Here is a 21,034-nt window from a genome sequence, read left to right as displayed (position 1 = left end):
GAGTCCTGAAAATAAAAACGGGCGGCCTGAGCCACCCGTTTTCGCATCAAAGGCCAATTTAGATTGCCCAGCCGCCCGCGTAAAACGCCACCAGCGCAACGGCAATCACAACGGTGCCAACGTTCAGCTTGCGCCACTCACCGGAGACCAGACGACCAATCACCAGCGACGCGAAGCCGATCATAATGCCGGTCACGATGTTACAGGTCAGCACGATAAAGACCGCGGTAATCAGGCCAGACATCGCGTCCACGAAATCCGCAAAGTCGATTTTCGCCACGTTGCTCAGCATCAGCAGGCCAACGTACATCAGCGCTGGCGCGGTCGCGTACGCCGGAACCAGGTAGGAGAGTGGAGAGAGGAACAGGATCAGCATGAACAACACGCCCACGGTGATCGCCGTCAGGCCGGTTTTACCGCCTGCCGCCGTACCCGCTGCGGACTCGATGTACACAGCCGCAGGCGCTGCACCCACCAGGCCTGAGAAGACGCTGCTCAGGGAGTCAGTTGTCAGCGCTTTGCCACCGTCAATAATCTGACCGTCTTTATCCAGCAGGTTCGCCTGACCGGCCACCGCACGAATGGTCCCGGTCGCGTCAAACACGGCGGTCATCACCAGCGCCAGCACGCTTGGCAGGATCACCGGGTTCAGCGCGCCGACAATATCCAGGCTGCCAATCAGGGAGTTGCCTTTGTCATCGCTCAGCGACGGCATGGCGAAGATACCGGAGAAGTGTACGGTTGGATCGAAAATCAGGCCGACAATAGAAACGCCGATAATGGTCAGCAAAATGCCACCCGGAACTTTCAGTTTTTCCAGACCGATAATCACCGCCAGGCCGATCAGCGACATAATCACCGGGAAGCTGGCGAAGTGGCCCAGCGCCACCGGCAGACCGTCCAGCGGGTTCTTGATGACCAGACCGACGCCGTTGGCGGCGATCAACAGCAGGAACAGGCCGATGCCGATGCCGGTACCGTGCGCCACGCCCTGCGGCAGGTTGCGCAAGATCCAGCTACGAATGCCGGTCGCTGAAATAACGGTAAACAGCACACCCATCAGGAACACCGCGCCAAGCGCAACCGGTACGCTGATGTGCTGGCCCAGCACCAGGCTGAACGCGGTAAACGCGGTCAGGGAGATGGCGCAGCCAATTGCCAGCGGCAGGTTCGCCCACAGGCCCATCACGATAGAGCCCACGCCGGCCACAAGACAGGTCGCTACAAAGACAGCCGCTGGCGGGAAGCCCGCTTTGCCCAGCATGCCCGGCACAACGATGACGGAATAAACCATCGCCAGAAACGTTGTCAAACCGGCAACGATCTCCTGGCGCACGGTGCTGCCGCGGGCCGAAATTTTAAACATGGCGTCAAGTGAACCGCCGGTACGCGCAGATGGCGTAGACATAGAAAACATCCCCTGAGAGTTTTTTAGGAAGTCCGTAAGCGAGGTGGAGACGCCGCTGCCAGCTAAACGTCAAATCCTTGTGTTGCGTTTGCGACGAAAGGGCGTCACAAAAAAAGCAAACGTTTAGCTCCGCGCTTACAAACGGGTGGTCAAATTAAGGCAAACGATTATCTAGCGTAATCCCCGCCCTTTTCAACTGAACTTTATCGTTTTTCGCTAAAATTCACTTATGATGCTGAAGAAATAAACAGAGGATGCGCAAACGTTATCGTCTATGCGCAATTTGTTTACATTTCAGTCCTCGCCCGGGATAGATAACGGCCCCCCTTGTTCCAGCGTTCTTTGCCAGCCAGGGCTGTTCTCAACTTTTGTCTTCCACGCCTGAATATGCGGCAGATTAGCGATACCGCCGCGTGCCAGCAGGGCAAAGATCGGGAAGCTCATCTGAATGTCGGCCATGCTGAGCGAATTCCCGGCAAACCAGCTGTTTTTGGCAAGATGTGACTCAATAAAGCGCGCATGGGTTTCAAGCTGCCGGTTGAGGTACGCTTTCTGCACCCCCTGCCCCAGCGCTTTGCCCAGGGTTCTGATACCAAACGGCACGGGTGGCTTGCCGAGGTTGTTGAAGACCAGCTTCATTAACAGCAGCGGCATCAGCGACCCTTCCGCATAGTGCAGCCAGAAGCGGTACTGCACCTTATGCGCCGGATCTAAAGGCTTAAGCCGCGACTCGGGATCGTACGTCTCCTGCAGGTACTCCAGAATGGCGCCTGACTCTGCGAGGATCAGTCCGTGATCTTCGATGACCGGTGATTTGCCCAACGGGTGCACCTTTTTGAGAGCCTCAGGTGCCAGCATGTTCTTTTCACGCTGATAGTGAACGATCTCATAAGGCAGACCGAGTTCTTCCAGCGCCCAGATTACGCGGTGCGAACGCGACTGGTTTAGGTGGTGTACCGTGAGCATGGCTTTCTCCTGTTATTCATACTTTTTAACTATAGAAAATTGAACAACACCGCGAAAAAAATTCGGCTAAAAACCGGTCAGCGACGCTGGCGAAAAAATGGGCCTTGCATAGAATTAAAGTGTCAGCACAATCCGGAACCTCCCCAACCAGCTCGACACGAGGGGTGCTGATGTCGGGGGAAACCCTCCCGTGAACCAGCGGGATAGAGAGAAAGACAAAGACCGGGAAAAACTAAAGCGCCCTTTGTGGCGCTTTAGTTCTTTATGTGCTTTTTGCGGGTGGTGCTTCGCTTACCCGGCCTACGTTCTCGGTTTGCTAGGCCGGGTAAGGCGCAGCCGCCACCCGGCGAACGGGCTACACCCACGCTCAATCTTCTTCCAGCAACCGCGCCCCCGTCCCCTGCTCGCCCAGTTTGTCCCCTGGGTTACGCAGCGGACAATCGCTGCGCGACAGGCAGCCGCAGCCGATACAACCATCCAGCTCATCGCGCAGCGCGACCAGCGTATGAATACGCCTGTCCAGCTCTTCACGCCACTGGGATGACAGCTCTTTCCACTCTTTCGGGCTCAGCGTGTGCCCTTCCGGCAGCACCCCAAAAGCCTCGCCGATCGTGGCCAGGGGAATTCCGATTCGTTGCGCAATTTTGATAATCGCCACGTAGCGGAGCACGTCGCGGGTATAGCGACGCTGGTTGCCGCCGTTACGGATGCTTTTAATTAACCCTTTGCTTTCATAGAAGTGGAGCGCCGATACCGCAACGCCGCTTCGCTTTGCCACTTCGCCGGGGGTTAAAAGCGCTTTAATTCGCGGCAATCTCTTTTCCATAAAACCTCTTTACCTCAAGTTAACTTGAGGAATTATACTCCCCCGCAGAGAAAACGACGAATTAACCGAGATAGTTGTATCTACAGAGGGGCAACCTTATGTCGCATCAGCAGATTATTCAGACGCTTATTGAATGGATTGATGACCATATCGACCAACCGTTGAACATTGATGTGGTCGCTAAGAAGTCGGGCTATTCGAAATGGTATTTACAGAGAATGTTCCGCACGGTCATGCATCAGACCCTGGGTGAGTACATTCGCCAGCGCAGACTGCTGCTGGCGGCGCAGGCGCTACGCTCAACGCAGCGGCCCATTTTTGATATCGCAATGGATCTTGGCTATGTGTCGCAACAAACCTTTTCCCGCGTGTTTCGCCGCGAGTTTGACCGCACGCCGAGCGACTATCGCCACCAGTTGAATTAATGAAACTCAGTGCAAAGGTTGCTGCTGCCAGGTCATAAATTCCTGGGGCGGCATCGCTTTCGCGAAGTGCCATCCCTGACAAAACTGGACGCCGCGCTTCAACAGCCAGCTCACCTGCTCTGCCGTCTCAACCCCTTCCGCAATGGTTTTCAGCCGCAGGCTTTGCGCCATCTCGATAATATGCTCAGCGATCAGGTGGCTGGTGCTGTTGGTCGTTAAGGTATCGATAAACGATTTATCGATTTTCAGAATATCCACGTTCAGCGAATAGAGGTTATGCAGGTTCGAGTAACCGGTACCGAAATCATCGATCGCGACTTCATAACCCGCCTGGCGGAAAGCCTGAATCACCGGCGTGGTTTTCGGCACATCGATAAAACCGCGTTCCGTCACTTCTATTTTGATTTGCTGCGCACGGACGGCGTAGTGGTGAGCCTTCTCGGAAATCATGGCGATCAGCCGCGAGGAGTGGAAATCCGTGGCAGACAGGTTAATCGAAATATAGAGATGCGGATGCTCGGCCAGGAAATGGCCCAGATCGTTGAACACCTCCTCAACGACATAGTCCGTAATCCGCTCGCTCATCCCCTCATTTTCCGCCAGCGGAATAAATTCAGCCGGGCTCATTACCTGCCCGTTAAAGCCTGGCCAGCGTAACAACGCCTCCGCGCCGACACAACGGTTTTTTTTGATATCAATAATCGGCTGATAGTGCACGCAAAGCTGTCGTTTGTTCAGCGCCCGGTGCAGTAAGCGCCCCGGCGAATTAAGCTCACGATGGGTACGGGACCATACCAGCAAAATAATAATGCTGCAGATCATGCCCAGCGGTAGCGTCAACGTCGTCTGGTGATAAAGCGTTTCATAAAAGCGTTTATTCGATGTCGACACAATGGCCGCAATCGGTCTTTTGGGAGATGTTACGATCGTATAAAAGCGGTTATCTTTTTGAAATACCGATTCCTTATCTCGAATCATCGAATTTAATAAAGAAACATTGGCTTTCTGGCTGACGGAAAAGAAAGCGTTGGTTACCGTGTCGTACACTCCCCACGACAGAGAATGATCCGCGGACATGACTTCGCTGTATGAAAGTGGATTGACGACCACCACATAATTTCCACGCTGCATATATGTCATTTTATAGCCAGTATAAAATGGGGTATCGCGATAATAATAGATAGCGACGTCAGGTTTACGCGTGTAATTAGCGGCAGGAATGGCGTAGGGCTGATCCGGTGTAAAAACAGTCGAACAAAGAAAATTCTGACCTTCAGCGTAAATTAAATCGGCGACAAACAGGCGGCCACGAACAACGTTCAGCATATATTGACGGTGTCCTGGCGTACAAAGCCCACCCTGATATTTTTCAGCCTCGTCCCGGGCCAGGTCAACCTGTTGAATAACCAGCTCTGTTTTGTCTAAAGCCAGCTCAGCAAATGTGCGTAGCTGGGCGCTTGTTTCAGACACGGCGCGTAGCTGGGCAAACCATAGCGCAAGCATCACAGGCAGCATAACTACCATGATGATCCCTACCACCCTGAGCATTTTGCGCCGCGCGCTACGATTCATTTCCCGCCCTATATCCCTGCATGTTGTACGCCTGTAGTAATGAAGGCCGGATGCTTTGTTAAACAGGTGATTACGTTGCATGAATCATGCGAAGTTAGCAACTGACTTTTAGTATTAAAAATCTTAAATTCCGTTATGACGATAATATTTTCCCGTAAGTTAAACTGTAAGTATTCGTTCCGTTTCAATTAAGGAAAATAATTATCCAGCCCGCCGGGGCGGGCGGGAAGATAACACAACAGACGATCGTTCATTAAGCTAAATGTCTGACAGCATGAAAAAAGTACAACTTCATCATGACGCTTTATGCTATTTGCTCTGGGGTACTGTGTTCGTTGATTTATAAATAATCAGTCTTCACCACAGTATTTTGAGTATTGGCGGAGAATAACGCCCCTCTTATAAAAACCGAATTTGCGGTATTCCCACTTGCCCGATGGGCGTTTTCGGCGCGTTGCGGGTTCACCTCCTCATGCGCCGAGGCCGGTCCTGCCTACAGAATCGCTTTTCCTGAGGAATAAAATCCTCTTTTTTGATCGCACAGGCACTGGCGAATAAATCAACAAATGTGATATAGTTCACACATATTTTGTAACGAGAAACACCGTTTCATTCAGTTCGTCTGTTTTGTAGAGGATGGGTTTTATGGCAACCATTACTACCAGCATGGTTCTCCTGCGCTGGCCGTTGTTAAGTGCGGTACTGATGTTTTTGGCCAGCACGCTGAACATTCAGTTTCGTAAATCTGACTATGCGGGTCTTGCTGTCATCAGCACCCTGCTGGGGCTGGGTGCGGCCTGCTGGTTTGCAACGGGTCTGCTTGGTATCACCCTGCTGGATATCGCCGCCGTCTGGGAAAATATTAAAGTGGTGATGGTTGAGGCGATGAGCCACACGCCACCAGACTGGCCGATGGTGATTACCTGATCCCTTACGGAATAAAAAAACCCAGACGATGGTCTGGGTTTTTTGTTTTAAGTACTCGGAAATCAGAACGGAATGTCGTCGTCGAAATCCATTGGCGGTTCGTTAGACGGCGCCGGAGCAGACTGCTGCTGCGGACGAGACTGTGCGCCGCCGCTGAACTGGTTGCCGCCCTGCGGCTGCTGAGGCTGACCCCAACCGCCCTGCTGCTGGCTCTGACCGCCACCCGCTGGTGCGCCACCGCCCTGACGGCCACCCAGCATCTGCATGGTGCCGCCGACGTTAACTACTACTTCAGTCGTGTACTTCTCAGCACCGGACTGATCGGTCCATTTGCGGGTACGCAGCTGGCCTTCGATATACACCTGAGAACCTTTACGCAGATACTCACCGGCCACTTCTGCCAGTTTGCCAAACAGCACAACGCGGTGCCATTCGGTCTGCTCTTTCATCTCACCGGTCGCTTTATCACGCCAGGATTCGGAAGTAGCCAGCGTAATGTTGGCAACTGCGCCACCACTCGGCATGTAGCGTACTTCCGGGTCCTGGCCCAGATTACCGACGAGAATCACCTTGTTTACGCCTCTGCTGGCCATGTTCGTGTCTCCTGAATACGTTTCTTAATAGTGTAAACGCGCGAGTGTACCATTTCCACGCGGCAATTTGCATAGTTGCGTAGTCGGTTCAGAAATCTCTCGCGGACTCGACATTGTTACACAGCCAATCAGAAAATGCATTCCAATACTGTATATTCAAACAGGTCAAATTGTGTCATAATTAGCCGTTTCTGACAGCCGTTTGTCCTTCAAACAAACCAGGCAATCCGTGTTCCAACCGGGAAAGGTGAATGGATAAGATCGAAGTTCGGGGCGCCCGCACCCACAATCTCAAGAATATCAACCTGATAATCCCTCGCGACAAACTCATTGTCGTGACCGGGCTTTCGGGGTCTGGCAAATCCTCACTGGCTTTCGACACCCTGTATGCCGAAGGACAGCGTCGTTACGTTGAATCACTCTCTGCGTACGCGCGTCAGTTCTTGTCGCTGATGGAAAAACCGGATGTCGACCACATTGAAGGGTTGTCCCCTGCTATCTCTATTGAGCAGAAATCTACCTCGCATAACCCGCGCTCAACGGTCGGTACCATTACCGAAATTCATGACTACCTGCGTCTGCTGTATGCCCGCGTGGGTGAGCCGCGCTGCCCGGACCACGACGTCCCGTTGGCGGCCCAGACCGTAAGCCAGATGGTGGACAACGTCCTGTCGCAGCCGGAAGGCAAGCGCCTGATGCTGCTGGCGCCGATCATCAAAGAGCGTAAGGGTGAGCACACCAAAACGCTGGAAAACCTGGCAAGCCAGGGCTATATCCGCGCCCGTATCGACGGCGAAGTGTGCGACCTGTCCGATCCGCCCAAGCTGGAGCTGCAGAAAAAGCACACCATCGAAGTGGTGATTGACCGCTTTAAGGTGCGCGACGATCTCGCCACGCGTCTGGCGGAATCGTTTGAAACGGCGCTGGAGCTCTCTGGCGGCACGGCCGTGGTCTCCGACATGGACGACCCAAAAGCGGAAGAGCTGCTCTTCTCCGCCAACTTTGCCTGCCCGATTTGCGGCTACAGCATGCGCGAGCTGGAACCGCGCCTGTTCTCCTTTAACAACCCGGCGGGCGCGTGCCCGACGTGTGACGGCCTGGGCGTCCAGCAGTATTTCGACCCGGACCGCGTGATCCAGAATCCGGAGCTGTCGCTGGCAGGCGGCGCCATTCGCGGCTGGGACAAGCGTAACTTCTATTACTTCCAGATGCTGAAGTCGCTGGCAGAGCACTACAAGTTCGACGTTGAAGCGCCTTGGGCCAGCCTGAGCCCGAACGTACACAAAGTGATCCTATTCGGTTCCGGTAAAGAGAACATCGAGTTCAAATACATGAACGATCGCGGTGATACCTCCGTGCGTCGCCACCCGTTCGAAGGGGTGCTGCACAATATGGAGCGCCGCTACAAAGAGACCGAATCCAGCGCGGTGCGCGAAGAGCTGGCAAAGTTCATCAGCAACCGCTCCTGCGCCACCTGCGAGGGTACGCGCCTGCGTCGCGAAGCGCGCCACGTGTTTGTGGAAAACACGGCGCTGCCGACCATCTCAGACATGAGCATCGGCCACGCGATGGACTTCTTCAACAACCTGAAGCTCTCTGGTCAACGCGCGAAAATTGCCGAAAAAGTGCTGAAAGAGATTGGCGATCGCCTGAAGTTCCTGGTGAACGTTGGCCTGAACTACCTGACGCTTTCCCGCTCGGCGGAAACGCTCTCCGGCGGTGAGGCTCAGCGTATCCGTCTGGCGAGCCAGATTGGCGCGGGTCTGGTAGGCGTGATGTACGTGCTGGATGAGCCGTCCATCGGCCTGCACCAGCGGGACAACGAGCGCCTGCTCGGCACGCTGGTCCACCTGCGTAACCTCGGCAACACGGTAATCGTGGTCGAGCACGATGAAGATGCGATCCGCGCGGCTGACCACGTCATCGACATTGGCCCTGGCGCTGGCGTACACGGCGGCCAGGTCGTTGCAGAAGGGACGCTGAAAGACATCATGGCGGTGCCCGAATCGCTGACCGGCCAGTACATGAGCGGCAAGCGTAAGATTGAGGTGCCAAAACAGCGCGTAGCGGCAGATCCGGAAAAAGTGCTGAAGCTGACCGGCGCGCGTGGCAACAACCTGAAAGACGTCACCCTGACGCTGCCGGTTGGCCTGTTTACCTGTATCACCGGCGTGTCCGGCTCCGGTAAATCGACGCTGATCAACGATACGCTGTTCCCGATTGCGCAGACGGCGCTGAACGGCGCGACGCTGGCCGAACCTGCGCCGTACCGCGACATCCAGGGTCTGGAGCATTTCGATAAAGTTATCGACATTGACCAGAGCCCGATTGGCCGTACGCCGCGCTCTAACCCGGCAACCTATACCGGCGTCTTCACGCCCGTACGTGAACTGTTTGCCGGTGTGCCGGAAGCGCGCTCCCGCGGCTATACGCCAGGACGTTTCAGCTTTAACGTGCGCGGTGGCCGCTGCGAAGCGTGCCAGGGCGACGGCGTGATCAAGGTTGAGATGCACTTCCTGCCGGATATCTACGTGCCGTGCGACCAGTGCAAAGGCAAGCGCTATAACCGCGAAACGCTGGAGATTAAGTACAAGGGCAAGACCATCCACGAAGTGCTGGACATGACCATCGAAGAGGCGCGTGAGTTCTTTGATGCCGTTCCTGCGCTGGCGCGTAAGCTGCAGACGCTGATGGACGTGGGCCTGACCTACATTCGTCTGGGGCAGTCGGCAACCACGCTGTCCGGCGGTGAAGCGCAGCGCGTGAAGCTGGCGCGCGAGCTGTCAAAACGCGGCACCGGTCAGACGCTCTACATTCTGGATGAGCCGACCACCGGCCTGCACTTTGCCGATATCCAGCAGCTGCTCGACGTGCTGCATCAGCTGCGCGATCAGGGCAACACTATCGTGGTCATCGAACATAACCTGGACGTGATTAAAACCGCGGACTGGATTGTCGATCTCGGCCCGGAAGGCGGCAGCGGCGGCGGTGAAATTCTCGTCTCCGGTACGCCAGAGACCGTTGCAGAGTGCGAAGCCTCGCACACCGCGCGCTTCCTCAAACCGTTGCTGTAATTGTCACACGGAGAGCTGCTGTCGGGTGGTTTCCGGCAGCAGCTCAACCGCCTGCTGATAGGACGCGTCCACCAGATAGTAAATTTGCGAGCCTGGAATCGTTCCGTCCAGATAGACGGTGCTCCAGTGCGCCTTATTGAGGTGCTTGCTCGGCCTCACGTCATCATGCTGCTGACGGAGTAAATCGGCCAGTTCAGGGCTGGTTTTCAGCGACGCCGCCGGACGGCCTTCCACCTCTTTCACCATCGCAAACAGCACATCCCCCACCTTAACCTGCGTGGCCTTCCAGTCGCTGTGGACGCTCTGCTCCGCGCCGGGCTTGCTCATGCAGTACTGAAGTATCTCCGAAATTGTCATCTTTATTCCCCTTGTAGCGTGGCGATAATTTTACGCGAACCACCGTGAATGCGATGCTCTCCCAGCCAGATCCCCTGCCACGTGCCCAGCAACAGCCGCCCGTTGTGGACCGGCAGCATCAACGATACGCCCAGCAAAGAGGATTTAATATGCGAAGGCATATCGTCTGCTCCCTCATAGTCATGCTCGTAAGGGGCGTTGTCCGGGACGCTCTTCAGAAAATGCCGCTCCATGTCAGACCGGACGGTGGGATCGCAATTTTCATTCAGCGTCAGAGAGGCAGACGTATGCTGAAGCAGCAGATGCAGCAAACCCGTTCTGACGCGCGACAGGTCGCGGAGTTGCCCGATGACTTCATCCGTCACCAGGTGAAATCCGCGTGGCTTCGCGCTTAAGGTCAGGGTCTGTTGGTACCACATAGGCTGCTCCATGATGAAAGATGAATCTTTCTAAGTGTGCAGCAAGAAGACGAAAGGTAAAACCCGCAGCAGCGAGATTTGATTAAAAAAGAGTCAAACTCGCTGCCAGGGACTCAGTACTCCGAGTTGACGATCACCTCTTCGCCAAACTTTCCGGCCATCGGCAGCGGTCGATAGGTTGAGTTAGACGCGCGTAACACCCTGATCCCTCTGGCTCCTGCATCCTGCGCGGCGGTAATGTCGTTATCCGAATCGCCATAAAACACTTTGATGTTTTTCTTTTCCAGCCACTGGATTTTGGTGTTTTGCCCCTCTTTGTCACCGGCAAAAATGACCGGGTTCATGTTGGCTGCCGGGATCTGGAAATCGTCCTGCAGTGTTCTGGAGACGGTTTCCGTTTTGGTCTGGCTACGACCGGTGACGAAATAAATACTGTCGCCACGCTTAACATGCATAGCAATTACCGCCCGGGCGACCTCTTTCGGAATGCTGTACTCGTCCCAGCCGTTATTCATCTTTTCCCAGAACTCCGGGTTCTTCAGATACGCTTCGCTGTCGGGAGAATACATTTTTTTGCCGCGCCAGAATCCTGGGCTTGAGAACAAGACGGTATCGTCAATATCGAAGCCCACGGCCATTGGTGGGCGCCCCATCAGGCTGTTTTCGATTTGGGCCACAGAGACCCAGTGAATGGGCGCCTGCTCGGCGAGAATGGCGGCGGTAGTGCCGGTGTAAAGCGGCGTCGGGGCGGAAGCTCGCGCGACGACGGCGCTGTTAAGTGAGAACAATAAGCAGGCGGCGCTGAGCGCCAGTGTGATTTTGCGCATATTTTCCCCTGAATATTCAGCTTGTTATCGTTTTATTTTGAGTGAATGGTCAAAAAACTATCCGACCATAACCCCAGCGGGAGGTGAAGGGAAGGAGTTTTTGCTTATGAAGCGGAATAAAAAGAAGACGATCACAAAGAGTGGATGAATGATGTAGGCCCGGTAAGGCGCAGCCGCCACCGGGCAAGATTTTCTGCGGCCTGATGCCCTCACCCCAGCCCTCTCCCACAGGGAGAGGGGGATAATAAGTAGTGAGTACTTACATCACAGCTGCAAACGCCTGTGCCACGCGGTGAACGTTGCCGGCATTCAGGCCCGCCACGCACATACGGCCGCTGGCGATCAGGTAGACGCCGAACTCTTCGCGCAGGCGATCGACCTGCGCCGTGCTCAGTCCGGTATAGCTGAACATCCCGCGCTGCTTGAGCAGATAATCAAAGTTATGCCCTGGCACAGCTTCTTTCAGGACATTAACCAACTCCTGACGCATCGACAGGATGCGCTTACGCATCGCCTCCACTTCGCCAAGCCAGGACGCTTTCAGCGTTTCGTCACCGAGAACCGTTGCCACCACCTGCGCACCAAAGTTTGGCGGGCTGGAGTAGATACGGCGCACCGTCGCTTTCAGCTGACCCAGCACGCGGCTGGCTGCTTCGGCGTCTTCACATACCACGGAAAGACCACCAACGCGTTCACCGTACAGGGAGAAGATTTTAGAGAAGGAGTTACTCACCAGAACAGGCAGCCCGGCGCTGGCAGCGGCGCGGATGGCATAGGCGTCTTCTTCCATACCTGCGCCAAAGCCCTGATAGGCGATATCGAGGAATGGGATCAGGTTACGGGCCTTCAGCACCTCAATCACCGCATCCCACTGGGCATTGGTGAGATCGGCACCGGTCGGGTTATGGCAGCACGGATGCAACAGCACAATACTGCGCTCCGGCAGTGTGTTCAGTTTTTCCAGCAGCGCATCAACGCGCACGCCGTTCGTTTCGCTGTCGAACCACGGATAGGTCGCCACCTTAAAGCCCGCGCCCTCGAAGATCGCAACGTGGTTTTCCCACGTCGGGTCGCTGACCCACACGCCTGAATCCGGGAAATATTTTTTCAGGAAGTCTGCGCCCACTTTCAGCGCGCCCGAGCCGCCCAGCGTCTGGATGGTCGCCACGCGTTTTTGCGCGAGCACCGCGTGATCGGCGCCGAACAGCAGCGGCGCGATGGTGTTGCGATAAGCGTTTAGCCCTTCCATCGGCAGATACAGAGAAGCGCCGTGTGGAACAGCGTTCAGACGCGCTTCGGCTTCAGCTACGGCTTTTAATTGAGGGATAATGCCATCCTCGTTGTAATACAGACCGATGCTGAGGTTCACTTTGTCGCTGCGAGGATCTTCTTTGAAACGCTCCATTAAGGAGAGGATAGGGTCGCCGGCATAGGCGTCAACTTTCTGAAACACGCGATGGTTCTCCGGAATTCGATGAGGCAGGGATTTCAACAATAAACCGGAAGCAGATGAAGGTCGAGAGCGATATCAGATCAGTTCCTGGATATATCGGCAAATGTGATCGATTCGCTCAGGCAGTGAGCCCTGCACGCGCAGAAAAGGAATATTTCGTGCCGATAGCTCTGCTTCATACCATACCTGCTGTCTGTGGCGAAACGCCTCGCCCTGCCGGGTGCCATCCTGTACAAACGGAAATTCATCTCCGCAAAGTACGACCAGTGCATAGTCTCGTTCAGCTAACTCCTTTAACGCCTGCGGCGCGCTGCCAAACTGATCGAGTGCGTAAAACAGGGTCGTTAAAGGTGACGTATCACAGACCAGATAAGGCGCCGTGCAGGCTAATGCTTCCCTGCGCACTTGCTCGCGGGCAATATGCAGCAAATCCTCCAGCTCCAGGATGCCGTTCTTCGCTTCCCAGTGTTCACGACCATACTCTGCAACGTACGGAACGTTAAGCGTCTGCGCCAGTGCCTTTGCTAGCGTGCTTTTGCCCGTCGATTCTCCACCTAATAAGCAGATACGAAAAACAAAGCTTCGGTACACCTCTGGGGACATCATCTTACGATAACGATGAACATCAGAACGGATGAGCGTTCCCGAAGGGGCCTCTGGTCCCTGTTGACGCTGGAGACGCACGTGCGCAACCGGTCGTCCGAAACGCTGGCTCAGGACAGTGGCAAACCCGTCTCCATAGTCTTCGGCAGTAAATACCGCCTCTGGCTGACAATGCAAAATGTCCTCACACAGCGTTGCAACATAATGCCGGTGAAGATCGTCATCAGCGTCATTCGGTGGCGGTGGCGCAAGGCCATTTGCAGCCAACACATGCGGCGAAAGCACGAGATGGCGACATTGTGGGAAGCGCGTTGTTAACCAGTTAAGCCGCTTTTCAGGTTCGTAACCGCGTATTTCCGGCGACGAATAGCTGATGATACAGACCGTCTCGCACTGCTCAAGTGCCGTATTGATAAGCGCTTCATGGCCTGCATGTAATGGTGCGAATTTGCCTACCACCAGGCCGTTGGTATACAGCGTCATTGCGCACGGATCTCCTTGCGCCACTGATACAGTCCGTGCCACGCATTAAACCAAAACACCAGATATAAACCGGCGGTCAGATACAGTTCTCTCGTCGCGTACAGCGGTACTGCCAGCGTGTTAACAGCAAGCCAGATGTACCAGTTTTCCAGACGCCGTCCCATCAACATAAACTGAGCAAGAATGCTGAATGTCAAAATGATGGAGTCCAGCCAGGGGGCCCATGCATTGGTATAGAGATGCAATATCCACCCGTACGCCGCTGCTACGCTTACGGCGCAGGCTAAAAGCATAAAAAAATGTCCCGGTCTGGTACGACGAACAGGCAAGACCTCTCCATGATTGCCTTTAAGCCAATGCAGCCAGCCGGTTATGCTCGTTATGATGAAAAAGAACTGCAGGGTAACGTCAGCATAAAGCTGCACAGAATAGAAGACCCAGGCATAAAGCCCGCTACCGATGATGCCAATCCACCACGTATGGATATTATTTCTGGCGGCCAGCCAGACGGAGAGAGCATAGGCCAGACATGCAGCGATTTCTGAAGGGGACATTATCCTTCCCTGGAATGAAATGTTAGTCGATGTATTTCATCGCCACCCGCGAGGTCAGACGCGTGATAAGTTCGTAAGCACTTACTTTTGTGATTTCAGCAATACGTTCAACAGGCAAACCTTCGCCCCACATCACCACATCGTCGCCAGGCTTATCCTGGGCTTCAGGCCCAAGATCGACACAAATCATGTCCATCGCCACGCGGCCGACGATCTTCACCTCGCGACCGTTGACCAGAACCGGCGTGCCCGACGGTGCGGCGCGCGGATAGCCGTCACCATATCCCATCGCCACCACGCCGAGACGGGTATCACGCTCGCTGGTCCAGGTACCGCCGTAGCCCACCGGCTCGCCCGCTTTATGATCACGCACGGCAATCAGGTTAGAGACCAGCGACATAACCGGCTGGAAGCCAAAGTCCGGCCCCCAGGGTTTGTTCTCCAGCGGCGACACGCCGTAGAGAATGATGCCCGGTCGCGCCCAGTCGAAATGCGACTGCGGCCACAGCAGGATCCCGCCGGATGCGGCGATCGATCGCATCCCCGGCTTGCCTTCGCAGAAGGTATTAAAGATATCCAGCTGGCGCTCGGTCGCACCGCACTCGGGCTCATCGGCGCGGGCGAAGTGGCTGACAATATTCACCGGCTGGCGCACGTTTTTACACCGGCATAAGCGCTGATAAAACGCTTCCGCACTTTCCGGACGCACGCCCAGACGGTGCATGCCCGTATCAAGCTTCATCCACACGGTCACCGGCTCGCTCAGTTCAGCGGTTTCGAGTGCGGCGAGCTGTTCTTCATTATGCACTGCCGTGTGAAGATGCTGGTCAGCAATGGTCGGCAAATCTGTGGCTTCGAAAAAGCCTTCCAGCAGCAAAATCGGTTGAGTAATCCCCCCCGCGCGCAGGCGAAGGGCTTCTTCAAGACGGGCGACGCCAAAGGCGTCGGCATCGGGGAGCGTTCGCGCGGTCTCAAGAAGACCGTGTCCGTAAGCGTTCGCTTTCACGACTGCAACGAGCTTGCTGGCGGGCGCCAGTTCACGCAGACGTTGCAGGTTGTGTCGCAGAGCGCGGCGGTTAATCACAACAGTTGCCGCTTGCATTTGAATTCCTTAGAAATTACTCATCATCATATTGAGGACCGGCATAGTTGTCGAAACGCGACCACTGTCCGTTAAAGGTCAGGCGCACCGTCCCGATCGGGCCGTTACGTTGTTTACCAATAATAATTTCGGCGATCCCTTTCAGGTCGCTGTTCTCGTGATAAACCTCATCACGGTAGATGAACATGATTAAGTCGGCATCCTGCTCGATGGAGCCGGATTCACGCAGGTCGGAGTTGACCGGGCGCTTGTCGGCGCGTTGTTCCAGTGAACGGTTAAGCTGCGACAGCGCAACGACCGGCACGTGCAGCTCTTTGGCTAGCGCCTTGAGCGAGCGGGAAATCTCGGCGATCTCAAGCGTACGGTTGTCGGAGAGCGATGGGACGCGCATCAGCTGAAGGTAGTCGATCATGATAAGGCCGATACCGCCGTGTTCACGGGCGATACGACGCGCGCGGGAACGGACTTCCGTCGGCGTCAGGCCGGAGGAGTCATCGATATAGATGTTACGTTTTTCCAGCAGAATGCCCATTGTGCCGGAGATGCGCGCCCAGTCTTCATCATCGAGCTGACCGGTACGAATGCGGGTCTGATCCACGCGCGAGAGCGACGCCAGAGAACGCATCATAATCTGCTCGGAGGGCATCTCAAGACTGAAAATGAGTACCGGCTTATCCTGCAACATCGCCGCGTTTTCGACGAGGTTCATCGCAAATGTCGTTTTACCCATCGACGGACGCGCCGCGACGATAATCAAATCCGACGGCTGCAGGCCGGCGGTTTTCTTGTTGAGATCGTCATAGCCGGTGTTTACCCCGGTCACACCGTCGTGCGGCTGCTGGAACAGCTGTTCGATACGGGCGACGGTGGCATCGAGCACATCGGCGATGTTTTTTGGGCCTTCGTCTTTATTGGCGCGGCTTTCCGCGATTTTAAAGACGCGGGACTCGGCAAGGTCGAGCAGGTCTTCGCTGGTGCGACCCTGCGGATCAAAACCGGCTTCTGCGATCTCGTTCGCCACCGAGATCATCTCGCGGACGACGGCACGTTCGCGCACGATATCGGCATAAGCGCTGATGTTCGCCGCACTTGGCGTGTTTTTTGACAGTTCCGCCAGATAGGCAAAACCGCCGCAGCTGTCGAGTTGCCCAAGACGCTCCAGCGATTCCGCGAGCGTAATCAGGTCGATCGGGCTGCCCGACTCCTGCAGACGCGCCATTTCGGTAAAGATATGGCGGTGCGGGCGGGTGTAGAAATCTTCCGCCACGACGCGCTCGGCGACGTCGTCCCAGCGTTCGTTATCCAGCATTAAACCGCCCAACACCGACTGTTCCGCTTCAATCGAGTGCGGCGGGACTTTTAACCCTGCGACCTGGAAATCACGCTCGCGAGGTTCAGTCTGTTTGTTGAAGGGTTTGTTTCCTGCCATAGTGAATGGAGTTACCGAGATAAAGAGTGGGTCGAAAGATTACCATATTTTTCTTACGGAGGGAGCATGGCAACGCGCATTGAATTCCAGAAACACGGTGGGCCAGACGTACTGAAAGCGGTAGAGTTCACCCCTGCCGCGCCTGGCGAAAACGAAGTACAGGTTGAAAACAAAGCCATAGGCATAAACTACATCGACACCTATATTCGCGGCGGTCTCTACCCGCCTCCGTCAATGCCGAGCGGCCTGGGCACCGAGGCAGCCGGTGTCGTCGTTAAAGTGGGCAGCGCGGTCAAACATATTAAAGAGGGCGACCGCGTGGTGTATGCGCAGTCTGCGCTGGGCGCTTACAGCTCCGTCCACAACGTTCCGGCGGATAAAGCCGCCCTGCTGCCTAACGCCATCTCCTTTGAGCAGGCGGCAGCCTCGTTCCTGAAAGGTTTGACGGTTTACTACCTGCTGCGCAAAACCTATGAAATCAAACCCGACGAGCAGTTCCTGTTTCATGCCGCAGCGGGTGGCGTCGGGCTCATCGCCTGTCAGTGGGCAAAAGCACTGGGCGCGAAGCTGATCGGCACCGTTGGAAATGCGCAAAAAGCGCAGCGCGCGCTGCAGGCGGGCGCCTGGCAGGTGATTAACTACCGTGAAGAGAGCATTGTCGAACGGCTGAAGGAGATCACTAACGGCAATAAGGTGCGCGTGGTGTATGACTCGGTTGGAAAAGACACCTGGGAAGCGTCGCTGGACTGCCTGCAGCGTCGTGGGCTGATGGTGAGCTTCGGGAATGCGTCAGGTGCAGTCACCGGCGTGAATCTCGGCATTCTGAACCAGAAAGGCTCGCTGTATGTAACTCGCCCTTCCCTGCAAGGATACATCACCAACCGGGAAGAACTTGAGGAAGCCAGCAACGAGCTGTTCTCGCTGATCGCCAGCGGCGTCATTAAGGTTGATGTGGCAGAGACGCAGAAATATCCGCTAACCGATGCGCAGCGCGCGCATGAGGTGCTGGAGAGCCGGGCAACGCAGGGGTCGAGTTTGTTGATTCCCTGAGTCCCAAAAAGAAATTGGGCTTCCCGTGGGAAGCCCTTTCTTTTTTTAGTTCGGCTGTATGTAGGGTACAGCTCGATGAATTCTTTAACGGCAGTCATAGTGACAGATTCGATAAGTAAATCCTATTCTGTTCTAAGCCATGCTGCCGGAAAAGTTACAACTATGTGACGAACCCCTCAATACCTTAGTAACGAAAGCGGTTATTGCGCTGATAACCGGGCACTTTTGGCGCTTTAATCGCCCGTATCACCCACACCACCGCCACGGCCAGCAGTAACCACGGCAGCAGTTTGATCGTCAGGGCAAACAGTCCGCCAATAAACATGAAGACCGTCGCCACAGCGATAGCCGCCAGAATGCCGAGCAGCGAGATGCCCGTTGCTAACAGCATGACAAAAAAGCCAATCACAAAAAGTAGTTCCAGCATGGTGCTCTCCCACGAGTTCCCGAATGATGCTGCAAACATTACAAGAATCATGCCAGACATAACCTGTTGTTCTTAAAGCAAAACGCCCCGCGAGAATTCGCAGGGCGTGGTGAATTTGACGAACTTTTAGCGAAAGTTATCGCTTGTCTGCCACTAGTCGCAACGCATGTTCCAGCACCTCAATATCTGCACCGGCTTTATGTGCGTTTTCGCTCAGGTAGCGACGCCACTGACGCGCGCCCGGAATGCCCTGGAACAGCCCAAGCATATGGCGGGTGATATGGCCGAGATACGTACCGTTGCTCAGCTCGCGCTCAATGTAAGGATACATCGCCCGCACGACGGCAACCGGATCGGTGTCTGCGCCTTCGATGCCAAAGATTTCGCGATCGACCGTCGCCAGAATGCCCGGATTCTGATACGCCTCGCGCCCAACCATCACCCCATCCATATGTTCAAGGTGCGCTTTGGCCTCTTCCAGCGACTTGATGCCGCCGTTAATGGACATCGTCAGGTGCGGGAAGTCACGCTTCAGCTGATAAACGCGCGGGTAGTCCAGCGGCGGGATTTCACGGTTCTCTTTCGGGCTAAGGCCGGAGAGCCAGGCTTTTCGCGCATGGATGATGAACATCTCACATTCGCCCTTTCCGGAGACCGTATTGATGAAATCGCACAGGAACTCGTAGCTGTCCTGGTCGTCAATGCCGATACGGGTTTTGACCGTTACCGGAATGGAAACCACATCGCGCATCGCCTTGATACAGTCCGCTACCAGCTGGGCATTCCCCATCAGACAGGCGCCAAACATGCCGTTTTGCACGCGATCTGACGGGCAGCCAACGTTAAGGTTGATCTCGTCGTAGCCGCGTTCTTCCGCCAGCTTCGCGCACTGCGCCAGCGCGGCCGGATCGCTGCCGCCCAGCTGCAGGGCAACCGGATGCTCTTCTTCGCTAAAGGCCAGATAGTCGCCCTTCCCGTGAATGATTGCGCCCGTGGTCACCATTTCGGTGTACAGCAACGTGTGGCGGGAGAGCAGGCGCAGGAAATAGCGGCAGTGTCTGTCCGTCCAGTCGAGCATCGGCGCAATGGAGAAACGGTGTGCGGGGAAAGTGGTCTGTGATTCTGACGACATGGCGAAGTTTTAAGCATCTGGTGGAAAGGGGCGCTACTATAGCACAAAGAAAAGCCGGAGGCGCAGCGCCTCCGGTGGACTTTAGAACGTCATGCTCAGCTGAGCTCCTGCGCCCCAGGTTTCGTCTTCACCGTACAGGCCCATAAGGTCAACATGCACGGTGCTAAACGGCGCGAAACCGACACCGCCGGTAAATACATTACTGTCGTTACCCTTTACGTCCGCGCGATAACCCGCACGCACCGCCAGCCAGCTGAGCGGCGTCACCTCGGCACCGACGCCAACATACTGCGACGTATCTTCGCTCTTGAAGCCTTTGGTTTCCGTCAGATCGCCATCGGCGGTCAGCGTCACCAGATCGTTGTGCCAGGCGGCACCGGCGGTCACCAGCGGACGGATCTGATAGGTGTCTTTATAGCTCACCACTTCTCCCGTACGGCCATTGCGGATACGGATATCTTTGGTGTCGATATCACGCGACATCAGGTTTTGTCCGCTTACGCCAACGGTCCAGTGTTCGCCGAAATCGGCCGCAATACCGGCATCCACGTTGAAGCCCGTATCGTCAGTACGGTAGCGGCTGTCGTTCCACTTGTTACTGTCGTAATCGTAGATTGAGGTGGTGTAGTTATAGACCCAGGTTTTTTGCAGTTTTGGTGTTACGCCCACGGAAACCGGGACGCCGCCGAGATCAAACTGACGGGCAACGGCAACACCGTAGTCGGAGACAATCGCCGCCCGGCCGGACGCCGTTGAGTTGAGGTTCTTGGTGATCTGATCCGTACCGTTCAGCGCAGCATCCAGCGCAACACCGGCCGCCACCACATTACTTCGTTGAATACCACGCAGATAATCAATGTCTTGCTGATCGATAGACGAGCTCACCCGGCCATGTGCATAACCTTTCGCCATGAAGGCGACGGAAAGGACATCGTTAGGGATACTCACCGCAAGCCCTGCACCAGCCGTTGCGCGTGCGGTTTTGCCTTTGAGATAGTCCAGCTCATCGGCCAGATCTTTGGCCGCGCCCTGGAATTGATTAATGGAACCTAACGGATTGGTAATAATTTCTCGTGGCGTAAGATTATCAACCACATCCTTGTAGTGATTAATTTTGTCGTTGATGGTATCAATCTCATCCTGAAGATTGTCTTCATCCGTCACCTGCACCCCAACGGCTGGCAAGATGACAGTCACATCATCGTCCGGTTTTGCCTTTGCCAGCAGCGCCGGGTTGATTAACGCCCCACTGCCATAGCTTCCCGACGCCACGCCGGTGCCACCCATGGCGTCGCTGCGTGATTCTGTCCAGGTATTGGCTGCTCCCGCCTGATTTGCCATAAACAAGGAAACAGCAATGCTAACCACCGAAAATTTAAAATTTTTTTTCACAGTATGCCCGTTATA

General features: G+C 55.3%; 20 protein-coding genes. 4 read left to right on the top strand and 16 right to left on the bottom strand.

The genetic code is table 11. The features are described 5' to 3' along the window. Positions 1–58: 58 nt before the first annotated feature. From ghxP to soxR, 3 genes are all read right to left on the bottom strand, one after another. Positions 59–1,408, bottom strand: coding sequence for a guanine/hypoxanthine transporter GhxP (gene ghxP / locus V1587_RS04355; protein WP_029740208.1), 1,350 nt, complete (start codon positions 1,406–1,408; stop codon positions 59–61). A gap of 294 nt (positions 1,409–1,702) precedes the next feature. Continuing rightward, positions 1,703–2,374 carry a glutathione S-transferase family protein gene (locus tag V1587_RS04350; RefSeq protein ID WP_395314514.1) on the bottom strand — a complete coding sequence of 224 codons (672 nt, stop codon included), beginning with the start codon at positions 2,372–2,374 and terminating at the stop codon, positions 1,703–1,705. Between the two features lie 367 nt (positions 2,375–2,741). Then, positions 2,742–3,200 (bottom strand): redox-sensitive transcriptional activator SoxR, encoded by a 459-nt coding sequence (soxR, locus tag V1587_RS04345; RefSeq protein ID WP_008503388.1) that lies wholly within the window; start codon positions 3,198–3,200, stop codon positions 2,742–2,744. A 98-nt stretch (positions 3,201–3,298) separates the two neighbouring features. On the opposite strand from soxR, the gene soxS reads away from it, so the two are divergent. Then, positions 3,299–3,625 carry a superoxide response transcriptional regulator SoxS gene (gene soxS, locus V1587_RS04340; protein WP_008503387.1) on the top strand — a complete coding sequence of 109 codons (327 nt, stop codon included), beginning with the start codon at positions 3,299–3,301 and terminating at the stop codon, positions 3,623–3,625. Positions 3,626–3,631: 6 nt separating this feature from the next. Here the strand turns inward: soxS and V1587_RS04335 are convergent, their stop codons facing one another. Continuing rightward, on the bottom strand, positions 3,632–5,197 hold the full coding sequence (locus V1587_RS04335; RefSeq protein WP_371899546.1) for an EAL domain-containing protein: 1,566 nt from the start codon (positions 5,195–5,197) through the stop codon (positions 3,632–3,634). A 645-nt stretch (positions 5,198–5,842) separates the two neighbouring features. Between V1587_RS04335 and V1587_RS04330 the strand changes: the two genes are divergently transcribed. Next, the gene (locus tag V1587_RS04330; RefSeq protein WP_008503385.1) at positions 5,843–6,124 is read left to right on the top strand and encodes a YjcB family protein; all 282 of its coding nucleotides are present in this window, start codon (positions 5,843–5,845) and stop codon (positions 6,122–6,124) included. A 62-nt stretch (positions 6,125–6,186) separates the two neighbouring features. Here the strand turns inward: V1587_RS04330 and ssb1 are convergent, their stop codons facing one another. After that, on the bottom strand, positions 6,187–6,717 hold the full coding sequence (ssb1, locus tag V1587_RS04325; protein ID WP_023310055.1) for a single-stranded DNA-binding protein SSB1: 531 nt from the start codon (positions 6,715–6,717) through the stop codon (positions 6,187–6,189). Between the two features lie 251 nt (positions 6,718–6,968). Between ssb1 and uvrA the strand changes: the two genes are divergently transcribed. Next, positions 6,969–9,791, top strand: a complete 2,823-nt coding sequence (uvrA, locus tag V1587_RS04320) for an excinuclease ABC subunit UvrA (RefSeq protein WP_045328845.1) — start codon at positions 6,969–6,971, stop codon at positions 9,789–9,791. A 3-nt stretch (positions 9,792–9,794) separates the two neighbouring features. On the opposite strand, the gene V1587_RS04315 is transcribed toward uvrA, so the two are convergent. The 8 genes from V1587_RS04315 to dnaB form a co-directional block, all read right to left on the bottom strand. Beyond that, the gene (locus tag V1587_RS04315; protein WP_371899547.1) at positions 9,795–10,148 is read right to left on the bottom strand and encodes an MmcQ/YjbR family DNA-binding protein; all 354 of its coding nucleotides are present in this window, start codon (positions 10,146–10,148) and stop codon (positions 9,795–9,797) included. A gap of 2 nt (positions 10,149–10,150) precedes the next feature. Further along, on the bottom strand, positions 10,151–10,567 hold the full coding sequence (locus tag V1587_RS04310) for a secondary thiamine-phosphate synthase enzyme YjbQ (protein ID WP_045909174.1): 417 nt from the start codon (positions 10,565–10,567) through the stop codon (positions 10,151–10,153). A gap of 113 nt (positions 10,568–10,680) precedes the next feature. Continuing rightward, positions 10,681–11,394, bottom strand: coding sequence for an acid phosphatase AphA (aphA, locus tag V1587_RS04305; protein ID WP_045909173.1), 714 nt, complete (start codon positions 11,392–11,394; stop codon positions 10,681–10,683). Positions 11,395–11,653: 259 nt separating this feature from the next. Beyond that, on the bottom strand, positions 11,654–12,847 hold the full coding sequence (gene tyrB / locus V1587_RS04300; RefSeq protein WP_371899548.1) for an aromatic amino acid transaminase: 1,194 nt from the start codon (positions 12,845–12,847) through the stop codon (positions 11,654–11,656). A 75-nt stretch (positions 12,848–12,922) separates the two neighbouring features. Next, complete coding sequence (locus tag V1587_RS04295; RefSeq protein WP_371899549.1) at positions 12,923–13,933, bottom strand: AAA family ATPase; 1,011 nt, start codon at positions 13,931–13,933, stop codon at positions 12,923–12,925. Further along, entirely contained in the window at positions 13,930–14,487 is a 558-nt protein-coding gene (pnuC, locus tag V1587_RS04290) for a nicotinamide riboside transporter PnuC (protein ID WP_023293520.1), read from the bottom strand. Before pnuC ends, V1587_RS04295 begins: the two co-directional genes overlap by 4 nt. A 22-nt stretch (positions 14,488–14,509) precedes the next feature. Further along, complete coding sequence (gene alr, locus V1587_RS04285; RefSeq protein WP_047059583.1) at positions 14,510–15,589, bottom strand: alanine racemase; 1,080 nt, start codon at positions 15,587–15,589, stop codon at positions 14,510–14,512. 16 nt (positions 15,590–15,605) lie between these two features. Further along, a complete protein-coding gene (dnaB, locus tag V1587_RS04280; RefSeq protein ID WP_023310046.1) occupies positions 15,606–17,018 on the bottom strand; it encodes a replicative DNA helicase in 1,413 nt (470 codons plus the stop codon). A gap of 66 nt (positions 17,019–17,084) precedes the next feature. Here dnaB and V1587_RS04275 point away from each other — a divergent pair, with 66 nt between their 5' ends. Beyond that, positions 17,085–18,068, top strand: a complete 984-nt coding sequence (locus V1587_RS04275) for a quinone oxidoreductase (RefSeq protein ID WP_371899550.1) — start codon at positions 17,085–17,087, stop codon at positions 18,066–18,068. Positions 18,069–18,252: 184 nt separating this feature from the next. Here V1587_RS04275 and pspG read toward each other — a convergent pair whose 3' ends face one another. From pspG to V1587_RS04260, 3 genes are all read right to left on the bottom strand, one after another. Continuing rightward, positions 18,253–18,495 carry an envelope stress response protein PspG gene (gene pspG, locus V1587_RS04270; RefSeq protein ID WP_371899551.1) on the bottom strand — a complete coding sequence of 81 codons (243 nt, stop codon included), beginning with the start codon at positions 18,493–18,495 and terminating at the stop codon, positions 18,253–18,255. A 136-nt stretch (positions 18,496–18,631) separates the two neighbouring features. Beyond that, complete coding sequence (gene dusA, locus V1587_RS04265; RefSeq protein WP_371899552.1) at positions 18,632–19,627, bottom strand: tRNA dihydrouridine(20/20a) synthase DusA; 996 nt, start codon at positions 19,625–19,627, stop codon at positions 18,632–18,634. Positions 19,628–19,708: 81 nt separating this feature from the next. After that, a complete protein-coding gene (locus V1587_RS04260) occupies positions 19,709–21,019 on the bottom strand; it encodes a conjugal transfer protein TraF (protein ID WP_371899553.1) in 1,311 nt (436 codons plus the stop codon). Positions 21,020–21,034 lie beyond the last annotated feature (15 nt).

The sequence above is a fragment of the Enterobacter sp. ECC-249 genome, from assembly GCF_043965265.1.
Classification (GTDB): Bacteria; Pseudomonadota; Gammaproteobacteria; order Enterobacterales; family Enterobacteriaceae; genus Enterobacter; species Enterobacter quasiroggenkampii.
Note: the sequence above shows the minus strand (reverse complement) of the source record. Positions and strands in the feature narration are given on the sequence as shown.

Coding starts and splice junctions, on each gene's coding strand:
- pnuC (WP_023293520.1), bottom strand. CDS start 14,487: ATGTCCCCTTCAGAAATCGCTGCATGTCTGGCCTATGCTCTCTCCGTC.
- soxS (WP_008503387.1), top strand. CDS start 3,299: ATGTCGCATCAGCAGATTATTCAGACGCTTATTGAATGGATTGATGAC.
- aphA (WP_045909173.1), bottom strand. CDS start 11,394: ATGCGCAAAATCACACTGGCGCTCAGCGCCGCCTGCTTATTGTTCTCA.
- V1587_RS04275 (WP_371899550.1), top strand. CDS start 17,085: ATGGCAACGCGCATTGAATTCCAGAAACACGGTGGGCCAGACGTACTG.
- soxR (WP_008503388.1), bottom strand. CDS start 3,200: ATGGAAAAGAGATTGCCGCGAATTAAAGCGCTTTTAACCCCCGGCGAA.
- uvrA (WP_045328845.1), top strand. CDS start 6,969: ATGGATAAGATCGAAGTTCGGGGCGCCCGCACCCACAATCTCAAGAAT.
- V1587_RS04335 (WP_371899546.1), bottom strand. CDS start 5,197: ATGAATCGTAGCGCGCGGCGCAAAATGCTCAGGGTGGTAGGGATCATC.
- alr (WP_047059583.1), bottom strand. CDS start 15,589: ATGCAAGCGGCAACTGTTGTGATTAACCGCCGCGCTCTGCGACACAAC.
- dusA (WP_371899552.1), bottom strand. CDS start 19,627: ATGTCGTCAGAATCACAGACCACTTTCCCCGCACACCGTTTCTCCATT.
- ssb1 (WP_023310055.1), bottom strand. CDS start 6,717: ATGGCCAGCAGAGGCGTAAACAAGGTGATTCTCGTCGGTAATCTGGGC.
- dnaB (WP_023310046.1), bottom strand. CDS start 17,018: ATGGCAGGAAACAAACCCTTCAACAAACAGACTGAACCTCGCGAGCGT.
- pspG (WP_371899551.1), bottom strand. CDS start 18,495: ATGCTGGAACTACTTTTTGTGATTGGCTTTTTTGTCATGCTGTTAGCA.
- V1587_RS04330 (WP_008503385.1), top strand. CDS start 5,843: ATGGCAACCATTACTACCAGCATGGTTCTCCTGCGCTGGCCGTTGTTA.
- V1587_RS04315 (WP_371899547.1), bottom strand. CDS start 10,148: ATGACAATTTCGGAGATACTTCAGTACTGCATGAGCAAGCCCGGCGCG.
- V1587_RS04295 (WP_371899549.1), bottom strand. CDS start 13,933: ATGACGCTGTATACCAACGGCCTGGTGGTAGGCAAATTCGCACCATTA.
- ghxP (WP_029740208.1), bottom strand. CDS start 1,408: ATGTCTACGCCATCTGCGCGTACCGGCGGTTCACTTGACGCCATGTTT.
- V1587_RS04310 (WP_045909174.1), bottom strand. CDS start 10,567: ATGTGGTACCAACAGACCCTGACCTTAAGCGCGAAGCCACGCGGATTT.
- V1587_RS04350 (WP_395314514.1), bottom strand. CDS start 2,374: ATGCTCACGGTACACCACCTAAACCAGTCGCGTTCGCACCGCGTAATC.